Source organism: Methanococcoides methylutens (assembly GCF_000765475.1).
GTDB classification, from domain to species: domain Archaea; phylum Halobacteriota; class Methanosarcinia; order Methanosarcinales; family Methanosarcinaceae; genus Methanococcoides; species Methanococcoides methylutens.
Window position 1 is genome coordinate 827,166 of record NZ_JRHO01000014.1, and the last position, 16,483, is coordinate 843,648.

Here is a 16,483-nt window from a genome sequence, read left to right on the forward strand (position 1 = left end):
TTTTACATGATAATATTTGTAAGTAGCGGAAAAAAGAAAAGAATTGTGTGACCGAAATGGTTCAACGGTCACAGGTCCGGAATTGCCTTCAGGTAATCCCTCACCTGAGGACCGAAATCCTCACTGCAAAGTGCAAAATCGATAACTGCCTGTACATATCCCAACTTATCGCCTGTATCGTATCGTTTGCCTGCGAACTTGTGAGCATAGACCTTCTGTGTGTCATTGAGCATACGAATACCATCCGTAAGCTGGATCTCTCCACCTACACCTGTTCCTGCATCCCTGATGCAATCGAATATCTCAGGCGTGAACACATACCTGCCTATGGCACCTATGTTCGATGGAGCTTCTTCAATGGAAGGCTTTTCCACAATGTCCTCGAGAATGCACAGTGACTCTTCCAGTGGCTTACCCTTTATAATACCATAACTGCTGACCTTCTCCATTGGGACCTCTTCAACTGCAATGGTAGAACACCTATATTTCTGGAAGACCTCGATGAGCTGTCGGATACAGGGAGTGTGATTGACAATGATATCATCACCAAGGAGGACTGCAAAAGGATCTCCACTGATGTGCTTCTCTGCGGTCATAATAGCATCTCCAAGCCCCCTTGGCTCTTTCTGCCTGATGTAGTGGATATCCACCATGGAAGAGATATCCTCCACCATTTTCAGAAGTTCGTCCTTATGCTTTTCCTTAAGGTGCATCTCCAGCTCTGGAGAACCATCGAAATAATCTTCAATGGAACGTTTGCTCCTTCCTGTGACAAATATAATGTCGTCGATGCCCGATGCAATAGCCTCCTCCACAACATAATGGATCACCGGCTTATCGATTATTGGAAGCATTTCTTTTGGCATGGACTTTGTCACCGGCAGGAACCGGGTCCCAAGACCTGCAGCGGGAATTACAGCTTTTTTGACATCCATTTACAACATTCCTTATGACGATCAAACACAGATTCTTATCGATCCTTCAATAAACGTTCATTATTAAATTATAAGAGGTTAAACCACCAATAATTAATCCATCATTGGTGGGAAAATGCACAGAAGCTGTGCATCATACCTCTATCACATTTCCATCCAGTACGTCCCTTTCACTGACATCCACTTCTTCCTGAACAGTACCGTAGCTTATCTTGTAAGGTCCAACCGGCATGGTATCGAACTGAGTCTCGCCATCGATCGGACCCTGTGTGGAATATGGTACCGTAAAGGAGTAAGTGCCATCCGAAACGGTTGACTGTGAGTATACGAAGGTCCTGCCAATGTTGGTCAGAATGGTTACCGAAATTGTCACATCCTCACCTTCAGGTGCTTCACCAACGATCTGTGCACCCTCGACATACTCGAATATCTTGACATATCCGGTATTTTCCAGAGCGAGGTTTCCTTCAAAGAGCATATTGTAAATGTTCTTATAGCCAGTCTCAGCGGAATTACCAGCAGGAGATTCGTGCACCATACGGTATTGTTCCATTCCCCTCGCATCGAAGATATGAAGGCGTGATTCCATGGAATTGAAATACCTTGGCCCGGGCACGGTCTGCACTCCCTGATCGGTTTGAACAGGAATGTAATAGTCAGCCGTATCAAGCGTCCATGCGCTCATGGCATAGAACTTACCGGTTGCCATCTCCACATCAGAGACGATGTATCGTGCACCTGCCTTCTCAGGATCAGGATGGACAGCCTCAAGGACCGCTGTGGCCTCTTCTTCGGACTGTGCTGTGAAGAAAGTGGATGCACCGGGCTTGTTCTCTTCCTCGATGCTGTTCCTTCTGCCACCAACTCCCTGCTGGAACGGATTGGCGTTCGGGATACGATGTCCAATGACCTCTATCCAGTGACCATAGTCCCACCAGGACATAACACCATATGCAGTATCAGGATACTGGTAGCTCTCACCCTTTGCCGGAATCTCATAGCTTTCGTAATAATCCAGTCCCGGGTCAGGTGTGTTGGAATTCAGCCACATGGTAGATTCGATCCAGTATCCATTGGGACCACCGGTGTACTGGGACTGCTGCATTGACATGTCATAGCTTGGATACATGAAAACGAGTAAGATCACCAGAACTGAAAGCACATGCCAGATCTTGATGTTCTTAATGTCAAACTTGTCCTTTAATTTGAGATCCTCGAGCAGGTCTTTCCAGCCTGCAAGTTCCAATATCTTGATGCCGACGTAAGCAGAGAGGATCGCAGCGTTTACTGAATAATAGTATGCGAAACGGTTCTGCTGGAGCATGGCCCAGATGATCATGAAGGTCCATACCAGCAGGAATGTCCTTTCAGGAGTGTTGTTCTTCTTGAATGCTTCATAGCCGAGGAAGATTATTGCAATTAGTGAAATGAATCCAAGGGTTGTGAAGTTGCCCCAGAAGGGAGCGATGGAGAACTGGCCGCCTACGGAAAGAAGAGGGGATGCTTCGGCGATTGTTAGGCCGCCCCCGGATGTCAGGAAGAAACCGGATATCCGGGTTATCAGAGAATAAACAGAAGGCAAGAGTAGTTTTGCCATCAAGATCCCTAAAATAGATAACAATAGGATAAAAGCCGGATAGTAATACGCCTTCAAGTCTTTGTTTTTAAATGAAAGAGAGATCCCCGTAAGTATGGGGAATGCAAAAAAACCAGCGAGCAGTCCTTTGATAGGAAGTGATTTTCCATAGCCACCAAGTTGTGGCGTTATTAAAACAGCTACAAAAGCAATAGCAAATATGATCATACCGCCAATTGCCAGATAGTCAGTTGACCTGTCGCTCAGATGGTCAATGATGTGCTGGATGGCAATGTATACTCCTATAATGAAAGCAAAGAAAACTCCGCCTGTCCATGCTGTCATATATGCGCTTAATGCAAGACCTGTAAGAACAAAATAAGGAAGTGTCTTTTTTAATGAAGAAAGTTCATTGTTTTTTATATCCTCGAAACTAAAGGGATTTTGCCTGGCAGTTTTTAGTGCCAAGATCAGGAACATGGCTGTGATAGTGCTTAAAAGGGTTTCCGAGATATGGTGGTCATTGAACCCCATCATTGACCTGGACAGGAACTGACCTGGAGCTATTGCAATGAGAATTGCTGCCATCAAGCCGATCTTACGGTCACCAAAGACCCATTTGGCAGCGAAATAGGTAGGAATTACCACAAAGGCTCCGAGGAATGCAGGGTAATAAACACACACAGTATTGATCAGATCCTGACTTGGTGATCCGAGCCCAAGCATCCAGATGATCGTTGCAAGCGTCATATCAAATAGGGGAGCAAATATCTGCTCAGTGCCATATGGATACTGCGTGTATGCATCGAACCACAGCATATTTGGGAAGTTATGAAGAATGTTCTCCACATTTCTGAGATGATACCAGGGATCATTTCCTCCAAAGCGTACAAAATCGGAGGTAATAAAAACACTTGCATCGGGTATAGTTCGTATATATAATGCTATTATAAAAGCAATAAAGATCCCTGCAAAATAGGGAAGGCTGTTCCTAAATTTCTCATTCATCTCATTAGCCATATATTACACCTGATATGATCACCATGCATTCATAATTTCCATTTAGGCTTCCAGTTTAGTGATAGTATGATATAAGCATTTTGTAATAATTGCCCACACAAATCTAAATTTAACATAAGTTGCAAATAATGCCTCATGCACAACATTTAATCGTTTAAGATCGATCTTTGAAAAAGTTCCATGATCTTATCCCATGTCCTGACTGGTGGGTCGTACTTGTCAGTATTACCAAATTGTCTGAGGATCTGTTCCCTTATATCATCAACATTCTGTGGCCTCACAAAAAAAGTTCCTTTGTAATCAGCCATTGATTCCTTAAGTCCACCTACCTCTGAAACGACCACAGGCTTCCCAAAAGACATTCCGATATGAGCAATCCCACTCTGGGATGCCCGAAGGTATGGCAAGACCAGCACATCTGCTGCACTGAAGTAGGTAGGAATCATGTCATCGGACACGTACTCATCAACTAATGTTATCTTTTCTGAATAAGGGGATCGTTCTATCTGTTCCAGAAGCTCTTTACGGCCTTCCCAAACCTCACCGACAATTAGCAACCTGCTTTTTTGAGCTATTTCCTCAGGCAGCTCTTCAAAGGCCTCTATAAGATAAGGTATGCCTTTGTATTTTCTGATCAGGCCAAACGAGAGGATAACAAACTCTTCTTCTATGGAAAGACTTGCTTTTGCATCCCTGCTTTCCAAAGGTTCCCCGTACTGGTCATAGAGACCATGGGGAATCACATGGATCTTTTCCATGTCGATGTCATATCTTTCAGCAACCAGTTGCTGATCTGACCTTGAATGGGTTATGTATGCATCCAGGTCCTTACGGAGACTTTTTCCCATCAATTTAGAGTATAATCGAATTGGCAGAATGGCTTCTTCAAAGGGATCCACAACTTCGTGAAACTCAATGACCACCTTTGTTTCTTTGCCCAAGCTGGAAAACAGTTTCAGCAAAAGGTGCATATGAGCTACCGAAGATGTCCACCACTGCAATATTACAACATCAGGATCCTGTTTTTTAAAAAAACGATAAGCTTTGAACCAGGTAAACGGATTATTGTAGTCCATCCCGTCAAAGACCTCAACATCGGAATTGAAATCCAGGGTGGAAATATCCTTCCCAACGTGTTCCTTTCCCGGAAACAGGAATGTAGGCAGCAATTGCCTGAAGCAGATAACTGAAACATCATAACGTTCTGACATCGCGTTTGCTAATCTGATCGTATAATAACTGATACCACTGATAAAACGCTTTGAAGGTCCCACAATACATATCTTCTTTTCAGACCGCATCTAACCTAAAATTGCATCATCTTTATATTAAACTAATGCATGAATATCCTAAAGAGGTAAAACATTGAAGATTGCACAGATATGTCCCCGTTATGCTCCAGACATCGGAGGAGTGGAAACTCATGTTAAAGAGATCAGTGAAAGGCTGGCCCAGAAGGGACATTCTGTCGATGTTATCACAACCGACCCCAGTGGCAAACTGCCAAAAGAAGAGATAATCAATGGTGTAAATGTCATCAGATTCAAGTCATTTGCCCCGGGAAATGCCTATTTCCTTGCTCCACAGGTATATTCATATTTAAAATCCCGGGAATATGATGTGGTCCACGCACATAGCTATCATGCATTCCCTGCCTTCTTTGCAGCACTTGCCAAACCCGGAAACAAGTTCGTTTTCACCCCGCATTACCACCGCAGCGGCCACACTTATTTTAGGAACTTGTTGCACAAACCATACAAATTATTTGGCAGGATGATCTTTACCAGAGCCGATACAATAATATGCGTATCCGAATTTGAAAAAGGACTTGTAACTGATGATTTCAATGTCAGTGGTAAGATCGAAAAGATTCCCAACGGAATAAATCTTGCAGAATTTGAGAAACTTAAGCCCCAGAAAGATGAAAGTGATGAAAAGACGCTCCTTTATGTGGGACGCCTGGAAAAATACAAGGGCGTACAGTACATAATTCAGGCTTTGCCAGAACTTACCGGATTCAGATTCAGGATAGTTGGAAAAGGACCCTATGAAGACGAACTTCGCAACCTTGCCGATCAAGTTGGTGTTTCTGATCGCATCGAATGGTTAAAGGGCATCTCAAGGTATGAACTGCTGCAATGCTATGCATCAGCGGATGTTTTTTTGATGCTGTCAAAGCATGAGGCATACGGGATAACTGTGGCGGAGGCTCTGGCTTCTGGAACTCCGTGTATTGTGGCAAGGGGGAGTGCGCTGGATGAGTTTGTGGATGGAGGATATTGTGTCGGTGTAGACATACCAATTTCCAAAGAGAGTTTTAGTGGTGAAATTAAAATGTTAATTTCAAATGTCGACACAAAGAGAGATAGTTCTAAAAAATTAATGGATTGGGATGAAGTTGCAGAAAAAACAGAAGATGTGTATCAGGTAACACAAGTGTGATGATATTTGTGGATGTCCAGTCATATTGAGATTAACACGTTAAATTATGAAGGGTTCATAGAGGTTAGTTGATAATGAAAATTTTAATTTCAGTACAACATTTTGATCCGCCTGGAGGAGGAGCTGAGCTTTCATTAATGAGTATAGCTAAAAAATTGGCGGAAAAGCATGAGATCTATGTCCTTCAATCGGGAAAAAATAATGAGATAAAGTATTCAGATGAAATCAAAATTATTGTTAACAAGGTCCCCGTCTATGACAAGCATTGCTTGTTCCCTATAATTTTACAGGCTAAATATTGGAAAAAAATTCTGGATGAAAAAATCAATGACATTAAACCAGATTTAATTTTAACACAACTTAATTTTGCACCACCCACGATCGATATTGCAGTTAAATATAAGATTCCCTCAATTTTCTTTATCAGGAGCTATGAGCACTTCTGCCCGATAGCATTCATCAATGGAACAAATTGCAACAGACAATGTCAAAATTGTATTCCCCTACAAAACAAGTTACGTTTTCTAAATCTGGATAAATGGTTAGAATGGAATATTGATGCAATAAGACATTCAAATCTTGTGATCGCCAATAGCAAATTCGTTGCAAATGTCACAAAAGAATGGTCTGGTATTGAACCATTTGTTATGTATCCAAGTATTGATATGTCTAAATATGAAAGTGACAAGCAATCTAAAAAATATATAACTATGATTAAACCAACAAAGATCAAAGGTTTAGATATCTTCTTAAAGATTGCAAAATCAATCCCTGAAAAAGAATTTCTTGCTGTAGGTGCCGGGAAAAGACTGTTGTGTACAAAAACCATAAACAACATACACAACGTCAATTCTCTGGGATGGACTAAAAATATGGATGAGGTGTATTCGAACACCAGAATATTGCTTGCTCCTGTCATATGGCCTGAACCATTTGGAAGAACAATTATAGAAGCTGGGATAAATGGAATTCCAAGCATTGCCAGCAATCTGGGCGGCCTTCCTGAAGCTGTCGGAGAAGGCGGTATTTTAATCGATGATGTTTACGACATTGACCAATGGGTAGAAGCAATTTATTCATTAGATGACAGCTCAGTGTATGATGAACTTTCAAAGAAAGCGGAGTTGCATGCACAAAAGTTTGGGTTTGATACAAATTTTAACCTTTTTAAAAATAGTGTAAAGGAATCTTTAAATATTAATTTATGATATGATGCCAGATTTTAATAGCCAATTATAGATATATTATTAAATTTAAAAATATTATTATATTGAAAGAACATCTATTCAATAATTTAAAATTAATATTGAAAACACCCCATAATAGCTCAATTTTTTATTTTTGCCAAGTGGTTTTTTTTCTCAGAGAAAAAATAATCTTCATCATAATATTTAGGTTCAAAGAATTCGATTTGGCACTTTAAATCTTCAACATTAGTTACTTTAGTTACTATTTCCTTTTCAATAAGAGAACTCATGTATTCAATTCCTGGTAAGTCAACTAGCAATGTTTTACATTTGAAAGCTAACCCTTCATAGATAGCAGTAGAAAACACTCCAATTTGATATTCAGATTCAGCAAAATAGTGGTAAAGTTCTTTTTTATTGTCACTAATAACTTCTACATTTTTTAGATGATTTGCTAATACTAGTTCATTGTATTCTTTTTCCCATCGGTCATATTCACCAGGATGCAACTTATATACTATATTATATTCATCCAAAACTTGAGCTGCTTCATATACAAATTTTGCCAGTTCTTTTCCTATTGCACCTTGAGACAAGAACAATATCTGTTTCTTTTTTTTCATTGCTTTGTTATATTTTTCTTTTCTTGTCCTCATGTATGGAAATCCATAACAGATAATGTTTTTTTTACATATAGGAAAATTAACAATATCATTCCAATAAGTCCCAAATGAATAAAAAATATCCGGGAAATACGCTAGCTCTTGATTACAATTTGGGAAATTATAACCTAAATGATAGGGACTAATTGTACCATGCTGTATTTCTATGACCTGAATGTCATTATCTTTGGCTGCAGATATTAGAGGGATGTTATAAGTTCCATATGAAACAACCACAAATATTGTAGAAGGGTTTCTTTTTTGAAGCAACTTCTCGTAGAACTTATAATAGCATTTGAACTGAATTATCCATTCGGAAAAAAAATTTTTAAAATTTAAATCAATATTAAAATGACTGTTTATTTCATATTCTAATGAATCTATCCAATTAAGTTCCTTAGTTGTGAATTTTATATTACTTATTTTTGTATAAAGATAGGATAACAATAACATTCGGTCCAAATATTTGCGGTGCATCTCATTTTTAGAAAAATGTTTACTCAAATACGGACTTTCAATGACTTCATATTGACTTGCTTCCAGATCATCTAGAAGATATTTTGTATAAATGTCTATGTATTCACCATCCACTAATATTTTTCGAGGGTGATCAAATACTAAAACATCTTTTTCATAGTTGCCTGATAAAGGATTTTTTATAATAGCATTGTAGAAATAACTTGGAAAAGCCTTGATATTATCTTTTAAACTATCCTTTGTAGTATGAGGTTTTGTAAAAACTCCTGTTTTTTGAGCAATTTCAGAATATATTAGAAATCTTGAAATCTGCCAGACTTTGACTCCCTGAATGTCTTTGTGCAATAAACCATATTTATCTTCTAACTCCCAGATTTTTTCACAGATTGTTTTTACAGACATCTCATACATTACCGAAACTTCCTTTATTATTTCAATATTTCATAATGCTTCATGTTTTTCTATTTGAATATTCTTGCTGGATAAAAAAACTAATCCCCACTTAAGAATATCCCCTATAGATACAAATTGCACTGAATTTTCCCATATAGTATGAAGAACAAGCTGCATTCATCATAACTTTATCTTGAATCAGATAATAGATAGAGAAAATACTATATAAGATACATATGCATCATTAACAAAAAGTCTTGACATATACAAAATTTAATGGCCATAAAATGAAACCAAAAATCATTGCAATAATTCCGGCTAGAGGCGGAAGCAAAGGTATACCACGGAAAAACATAAAATTATTGGCAGGGAAACCTTTAATATCGTATTCAATTCAAAATGCATTAAACTCAAAGTATATTGAAAAAGTAGTGGTTTCTACAGATGACGATGAAATATCATATGTTTCAGAACTATATGGCGCAGAAGTAATTAAAAGACCAAGAAAACTAGCAGGAGACGACATCACATTAGACCCTGTGATTAATCATGCATTAAATTGCATCGAAAATGTAGAAAAGAAAAAATATGATTTCGCAATTACTCTTCAACCTACATCTCCACTATTAAAAGCCGAAACGATAGATACAGCAATCGAATTAATATTAAATGAAGAATTCGACACTTTGATAAGTGTGAAAGCAGATCACCACCTATGCTGGACTAAAAAAGATGGGCATTTTACACCCCTCTACAAAGAAAGAAAGAACAGACAATACCTTGATCCAATTTATAGAGAAACTGGTTCTTTCTTGATATCTAAGAGGAATTCTATTTCTGAACACAACCGTATTGGAGAAAAGCTCTCATTATTTGAAGTTCCATCCGAAGAAAGCATAGATATAGATACTTATGAAGATTGGATGATCGCAGAAAATTCATTAGAAAGAAAAAAGATCGTGTTTCGAGTAGATGGTGATTCTGAAATTGGTTTGGGCCATGTTTATCGAACTATCACCCTTGCAAGCAGACTTGCTTTCAAAAATGAAGTTCTGTTTTTAATGGATGAGAATAAAAGAGCTGGTGTTGAAAAAGTAAGTTCATCCAACTTTACCATCGTTACTTTTGATAATGATGAAAATCTATTTGAAAAGTTAGAACAAATCAATCCTGATATCATCATTAACGATATATTGGATACAAACACAGACTATGTGACTAAATTGAAAAGTATGGGACACTTCGTTGTCAATTTTGAGGATTTGGGTGAAGGTTCCGAACACGCAAATATTGTTATTAATTCTTTGTATGAACATAGTTACCCTCCTGAGAATCACTATTTCGGTCATAAATATGTATGCCTAAGAGATGAATTCTATCTTGTGCCTACTAAAAAGACAAACGAATCTGTACAAAATATAATGATCACTTTTGGAGGAACTGACCCAAGCAATCTAACCTTGAGAACTCTTAAATCAATAAAATCTCTTAACTTCAAAGATGTGGGTGTAACTGTAATAATGGGTTTGGGATACGGACCAAAGGAAGAACTTTATGCTTATGTAGACCAGCTCTTAAAAGAAGGGTTCCACATTACTGTCAAAGAAAATGTCAACATGATGGCTAAAGAGATATTCAATACAGACATTGTACTCACATCCAATGGAAGGACGATCTATGAAATTACAAGCATTGGCACTCCTTTTATTTCAATATCTCAAAATGAAAGAGAGTCCAGACACCTGTTTGTACATTACCTGAAAGGCATTATGTATCTTGGAATGGAATATGCTGTATCGGAAGCAGATATTGCTTCAGCCATAAAAGAATTGATCGAGAACTATGATTTGCGCAAGAAAATAAACGAGAATCTCCTAAAAGCTGATCTAAAAGGAGGCATGGATCGAACTTTAAGATTGATCTTCGACAAATATAAAGAATGGGATGAAAATGAAAGTATTAAATTTTAACAATATGGAAATATCAGAAACTTCAAAACCATTCATTATCGCAGAGATTGGTGTCAACTATTACGACATTGCAACCAAAGAGGATATAGACACACTCGAAGCAGCTAAACTTATGATAAAAGAAGCTGCTAATGCCGGTGCGGATGCGGTTAAATTCCAGACATATAAAGCAGAAAAACTTGCTTCAAAAAATTCTCCTGCCTATTGGGATCGAAGTGAAGAAGCAACCGGTTCACAATATGAACTATTTAGCAAATTTGATAAATTCGGATTGCAGGAATATAAAGAGCTTGCCGATCACTGCCGCACTCAAGGAATAATATTCCTGTCCACACCTTTTGATTTTGAGTCTGCAGATTACCTATATGATCTAATGCCACTATACAAGATTTCATCCTCTGATCTGACTAATTTAGCATTTATAGAATATATAGCAAAGAAAGGTAAAGCCATATTGTTGGCTACCGGAGCATCCACATTGGGCGAGATAGAGGAAGCTGCAAACACTGTGTTAAAGACAGGTAATAAAGAGCTTTGCTTAATGCATTGTGTGTTGGATTACCCAACAGACTATGAAGATGCCAATTTGAATATGATCAAACATTTAGAAGCAGTGTTCCCAGACCATCTAATCGGCTACTCAGACCATACACGACCCGATGAAACGATGATGACTCTTACTACAGCTTACCTGTATGGTGCAAAAGTAATAGAAAAACACTTTACTCTGGACAAAACACTTCCTGGTAATGACCATTACCATGCAATGGATCCTGATGATCTGAAGATGTTTGTTAATAACATCAATCTGCTTCAAAAAATTAGTGGCCAGTACTATAAACATCCATTGGAATGTGAAAAGGAGTCGAGGAAACAGGCTCGTCGAAGTATTGTAGCTAAAGTCAGTATGAAGAAAGGTGAAATTCTTACTCGAGAGAAAGTTACTTTCAAAAGGCCAGGGACCGGTATTTCTCCTGCTGATCTGGACAAAGTGTTGGGACGAGAAATTACTAAGGATATTTTAGAAGATGACTTGATTTCCTGGCATAAAGTATAATTATTTAATTTTAATGGAGATTTATATGTACATCGTGCTGACTGGTGCCAAAAAAAATATAGGCGATTTTTTAATAACTGAGAGATGCAGTCAATTACTAAAACACCATAAACCTGAACATGAATTAATTCAACTCCCACACTGGAAATCACTGGAAGAACATATCGATTTAGTAAATGAAAGTTCAGGAATAATTATAAATGGTGGGCCTGGTTTTCAACCTCATTTTTATCCAGGGATCTATAAGCTTATGCCCAATCTAAAAGACATTAAGGTCCCTATAATACCAATGGGTTTAGGATGGAAAGGTATCCCAGGGGACTACTTAACTTTAAAGAATTATAGCTTCAACCAACAATCATTGAATGCACTAAGCCGCATCAGCAATGAAGTGGAATTCATTAGTTGCCGTGATTATTTGACAAAAGAAGCTTTAAAGCGCAATGGAATTAACAACGTTTTGATGACAGGTTGCCCTGTATGGTATGATTTAGATTCGATAGGCAAGAATATTGAAAGGCCTAAGGAAATTAAAAAACTTGTATTCACCCCTGCCCAAGATCATATTTATAGGATACAGAATGTTAAAATACTAAAAATGCTAAAAAACTTATTCCCTGATTCGGAATTGTATTGTTCTTTTCACAGAGGAATTGAAGCCGATGAATTTACTTCAAAAGCCGATGAAAAAAATAATATGGCTATTAAAAGAGAAGCTGATGAATTAGGATATAATGTTGTGGATACTTCATATAATCTAGACAAAATTCAATTTTATGATGATTGTGATTTGCACGTGGGATATAGAGTTCATGCCCACCTTTATTTTTTAAGCAAAAGAAAAACATCGATCTTGCTTCACGAGGATGGAAGGGGAAGGGGCGTATCAGAATCCCTTAATGTCAGGGGAATCGATGCGTTTGAACGTACTTCGGTAGGCTATATAGCCGACAGGTTAAATGTTCCAAAAGTTTCAGAGGCATTGAAAACAATGTTTGAAAATATAAGACCTAATAGCTATGCTATCGAAATGCTGGAAGACTATATAACGGAAGAACTAACAACTAACTTTGCTCGATTCGCTGGTGTGGATAAAGTTATAGATGCCCATTATGATGTTATGAAAAAGTTCATCAAAAGTTTGCCCTGATCAGGGATTAAGCATATTTTTGAAAAACATAATTTCATCTTTTTTAAATCCTTTTAGTAATCCAAGTAAAACAAAATAAACAACAACACTTACTGCTATTGTTGCTAATACATCAAATGTTCCAGATGGATTAAATTCAATGATTACAAAGCACATCACGAGTGAAGCAAATAAACATTTAAATATGTACACAAAGTCTATATTGAATTTAAATAATTTAAAAGAAAAATATGAAGTGGAAGCAAAACAAACAGCAAACGCAAATAATGTTGCAACCGCTGCTCCTATAATACCTATATAGGGTATAAGTACAAAATTTAGCCCCAAGTTCAAAGCAGCTGATAAAATCCATATTATACCTGTAATTTTTGTTTTCTTTTCCATGATAATTATTTGGGTAATTATGGAATAAGAACCAGAAAATAGCATACTTACTGCAATAAAAGGCGTTATAAGATATCCTTGCTCTGCGATTTCTGATGTAGATAGGATTGTCAATAGTGGTTTTGATAAAAGTGATATACCAAATACAGCTGGGATTGAAAATGTTAGAAAACATTTAAGAGAATAAGATAGGATTGTTTGCACTTCTCTTAAATTATTATCATCATAGTGTTTAGATAATACCGCAGGAAGTATAAAAGAAAGAGGCGTTACGAACATACGTATCATGTTTCCAAGAGAATATCCTGGTGAATAATATCCAACAAATGCGGCCCCTAGAAATATTCCTATTACATAACGATCACTGGAATTTACCACCCAACTTGATAAGTTTCCAGGAATAGTAGGCAATCCAAATATGAGGAATTCTTTTAAATATATAAATCGTGGATATTTGATCCCAATTTCTAAAACAATACTATAACCGCTAATCAAAAAGATAATAAGTCCTTTTAGCAGTAGACCTATTAATGCGCCAAAGAGACCTGCTCCCATAAATATAAAGAATGCAACCAAAATTAAGAAAAGACAAGTTTGTATGAATAACAAGGAAGAATATTTTTTAATCTGTTGTGTTGCTCTGAAGTAATTAAAAAAAAGATTATTCAAGCATTCAATAAATACAATTAATGAAAGAATTTTTACAATTGCAATGTCTCCATTGAATAAAACTGAGGCCAATGTACTAGAAAATGCATAAATCAGAGTCGTTGCAACCAAACTTGCTATCAATACTAAAAAAAAGATAGAATAAAATATTTCTTGTTTTTCTTCCCTTTCTTTTGCAGAAGGTAAAAATCGAACCATTGTATAAGACAAACCCAACATAACAGTTGCAGGCACTATTCCAATTGTAACTAAAACTTGAGCCCAAGCTCCATAGTCCTCTATAGATATATTCTTAGTTAGAATTGGAAGTAGAATAATTCCACTTAAACCTAAAAGGAGGTTTGTTACACCTACTAATCCGACTCTTTGTGCAAAAAGTTTATGGTTACTCATTTTTTTGGATTGATTAATAGTAATATTTTTAATTGAATTATCACAAGTAAACTTCTTATGCTAATTCTTTTTGTTTTTGCTTAATTAAATGTTTTTATTAATTTGTAGTGACAATATATTTATTATTTTTAATTAAGCTACTTGATAAAGCCATATTTTCCAGGGAGAAGATGTGCTTTCAAATACTTTTAGATACTTTAAATCATTTTCCTGATGATTTTTAATTTCAACTGCTGAAAAGATGTATTCTCCACCCATTTCCTTAAATGCTGTTGTATTTAACTGCAAATTTTCTATTGCGGTTGATTTATCTTTCGTTACCATGAAATCTCCCTCGGTTTCATTGGCAAATATATAGCACCTACCTCCCCAATTATCAAAACAATCCCTATTAGCCTCATTTTTTCCAAGCTCTTTTTCAATTATCGCCCTAAATTTATGTTTATACTCTAAGGGGTAATTGCTTTTATAAAAATCTACGGTGTAAAATCCATTGTGTTGACTAACACTTGGATGAAAACCGATACTAACAACTCTATAGCTCTCCTGAGGCTTTCCAATGTATGTTGAGATACCATTGAAAAGTTCTTCTGAATAGTATTCCTGATAAGTTAGTTGATCACTTCGAATCGCACCTAGACCCGCTACCTGATATGTATCCCCTTCGTCCGAAAGTGTAAATAAATATCCTGCTTGAACCAGAAGCAAAAGCAAAACGATTGTTTTGCCATATTTTAGATTACCATAAATTATCTTTAATGAAAGTGCGAATATCATATACCACAAAAGTGGATGTAAAGCATTGAATCTGCTAAAATTGAATATTGTCAGAACTGTTGAATAACTTTTTATGAGGTCTAATAAATGTGAATTCCACAGACCATAAAATGCAGATATTAAAAGACAAATGGATACAAAACCAAGTAATAGATTATACTCAGAATCTCTAAACTGTTTCCGTAAAATTTCGAGGATTTCTTCAATTCTTCTATCTACAACTCTTGAGAGTAAAGATATGAATATTTTTAATAATATCACTCCAAATATACAGATAATTGTTCCCCACATAGCAAGAATAATAGTATTGGTGAACATTGCTATTATTGGAAATGAAATCGTACTTATGAGTGCCATGTATGAGATAAATGACCAATTCGACTTATATTTTGAATTTGTTTTCATCAGGATAATAAACAAAGATATCAATAGTGCTAATCCAATTCCAAGATGATGGACACTATTTGCATGATACTGACCATATATGAAATTATATCCTGATTTCACTAGGAATTCACTAATACCGGCTGATAGGTCTATGTTCACAAATTTATTAGAGAATTCTACACGTTGTGATGTATAGTTATGGTCAAAAAAGATATTATAGATCAAGTTAGAATTTCTTATTAGAAATATTGTGTTCATTAGTAATAAAGAGTAAAAGAAGCGTGGATTGAAGTCTTTTTTTGTAATTAGATCAACCATCCATAATATCCCAACGAAAGCCAAAAAGAATAAGAAACTATGAGTATAAGGTGCATAAAATGGGATTAAAGATATAATCAACCATTCTTTTTTTGATGAATCTTTGTTTCGAATATTCAGAAATGCATAAAGTGCAAGGGGTAATCCTGCAATTCTTAATCCATTAAGTGGAAAGAATGGAAGCAGGGAAAATGTGAGAGCTACACCAATATTTATAATCTCATCTTTTGACTCAGATAATATATGTCTTGAAAGAAGCAAATACATCCCAAAAAAAGCCACTACATGCACAATAGCGATACTAAACGCATAGGCTGTAAATGGAGAAAAGAAATAGTATAACCACAGATTTGGAGATACTAAACTTACTGGGTTTATTTCTGAAATACTCTCAGTGATTGGTTTTATATCTTCGTCTGTGGATCCAAATACTTGTCCACCATTTACTATTATTTCATTTCTTACCTGTAATGAATCATGGACATCATGGACCAAAATTGGCGATTGTTCGCCTAGAATTACAAAAGAACTTAAATATGCAGACAATATAATTAAAGCAATAAATATATATTTATTAGCTGTTTCATTTCTCATTTGGTGCTATAATTTTCGCAATGTTAAATAAATATATCCCATTATGGCTTTGTAGCCTAACTTTGACAGTCAACATAAGTCAAAGTGTTCTT

General features: G+C 36.4%; 11 protein-coding genes. 5 read left to right on the forward strand and 6 right to left on the reverse strand.

Going from position 1 to position 16,483, the window contains the following annotated elements:
• Window positions 1–68 precede the first annotated feature (68 nt).
• From galU to LI82_RS11285, 3 genes are all read right to left on the reverse strand, one after another.
• The gene (galU, locus tag LI82_RS11275; protein WP_048195816.1) at window positions 69–935 is read right to left on the reverse strand and encodes a UTP--glucose-1-phosphate uridylyltransferase GalU; all 867 of its coding nucleotides are present in this window, start codon (window positions 933–935) and stop codon (window positions 69–71) included.
• A gap of 133 nt (window positions 936–1,068) precedes the next feature.
• Window positions 1,069–3,531 carry an oligosaccharyl transferase, archaeosortase A system-associated gene (locus LI82_RS11280; RefSeq protein WP_048195817.1) on the reverse strand — a complete coding sequence of 821 codons (2,463 nt, stop codon included), beginning with the start codon at window positions 3,529–3,531 and terminating at the stop codon, window positions 1,069–1,071.
• A gap of 146 nt (window positions 3,532–3,677) precedes the next feature.
• Window positions 3,678–4,832, reverse strand: a complete 1,155-nt coding sequence (locus tag LI82_RS11285) for a glycosyltransferase (protein ID WP_048195818.1) — start codon at window positions 4,830–4,832, stop codon at window positions 3,678–3,680.
• Between the two features lie 64 nt (window positions 4,833–4,896).
• Here LI82_RS11285 and LI82_RS11290 point away from each other — a divergent pair, with 64 nt between their 5' ends.
• Together LI82_RS11290 and LI82_RS12615 are read left to right on the forward strand one after the other, a co-directional pair.
• The gene (locus LI82_RS11290) at window positions 4,897–5,973 is read left to right on the forward strand and encodes a glycosyltransferase family 4 protein (RefSeq protein WP_048195819.1); all 1,077 of its coding nucleotides are present in this window, start codon (window positions 4,897–4,899) and stop codon (window positions 5,971–5,973) included.
• Window positions 5,974–6,047: 74 nt separating this feature from the next.
• Entirely contained in the window at window positions 6,048–7,181 is a 1,134-nt protein-coding gene (locus LI82_RS12615) for a glycosyltransferase family 4 protein (RefSeq protein ID WP_052402919.1), read from the forward strand.
• Between the two features lie 119 nt (window positions 7,182–7,300).
• Here the strand turns inward: LI82_RS12615 and LI82_RS11300 are convergent, their stop codons facing one another.
• Window positions 7,301–8,701: a hypothetical protein gene (locus LI82_RS11300; RefSeq protein WP_048196313.1), complete on the reverse strand. Its 1,401-nt coding sequence runs from the start codon at window positions 8,699–8,701 to the stop codon at window positions 7,301–7,303.
• Between the two features lie 278 nt (window positions 8,702–8,979).
• Between LI82_RS11300 and LI82_RS11305 the strand changes: the two genes are divergently transcribed.
• Genes LI82_RS11305 through LI82_RS11315 form a run of 3 tightly spaced genes read left to right on the forward strand, consistent with a single transcriptional unit; the run spans window position 8,980 to window position 12,869 of the window.
• Complete coding sequence (locus LI82_RS11305) at window positions 8,980–10,662, forward strand: cytidylyltransferase domain-containing protein (RefSeq protein WP_048195820.1); 1,683 nt, start codon at window positions 8,980–8,982, stop codon at window positions 10,660–10,662.
• On the forward strand, window positions 10,643–11,719 hold the full coding sequence (locus LI82_RS11310; protein ID WP_167879782.1) for an N-acetylneuraminate synthase family protein: 1,077 nt from the start codon (window positions 10,643–10,645) through the stop codon (window positions 11,717–11,719). The genes LI82_RS11305 and LI82_RS11310 overlap by 20 nt, the downstream gene beginning before the upstream one ends.
• A gap of 25 nt (window positions 11,720–11,744) precedes the next feature.
• On the forward strand, window positions 11,745–12,869 hold the full coding sequence (locus tag LI82_RS11315) for a polysaccharide pyruvyl transferase family protein (RefSeq protein WP_048195822.1): 1,125 nt from the start codon (window positions 11,745–11,747) through the stop codon (window positions 12,867–12,869).
• Here LI82_RS11315 and LI82_RS11320 read toward each other — a convergent pair whose 3' ends face one another.
• Together LI82_RS11320 and LI82_RS12620 are read right to left on the reverse strand one after the other, a co-directional pair.
• The gene (locus tag LI82_RS11320) at window positions 12,870–14,315 is read right to left on the reverse strand and encodes a lipopolysaccharide biosynthesis protein (RefSeq protein ID WP_048195824.1); all 1,446 of its coding nucleotides are present in this window, start codon (window positions 14,313–14,315) and stop codon (window positions 12,870–12,872) included. It abuts the gene before it with no gap.
• A 132-nt stretch (window positions 14,316–14,447) separates the two neighbouring features.
• Window positions 14,448–16,391 carry a DUF6044 family protein gene (locus LI82_RS12620; RefSeq protein ID WP_052402924.1) on the reverse strand — a complete coding sequence of 648 codons (1,944 nt, stop codon included), beginning with the start codon at window positions 16,389–16,391 and terminating at the stop codon, window positions 14,448–14,450.
• Window positions 16,392–16,483 lie beyond the last annotated feature (92 nt).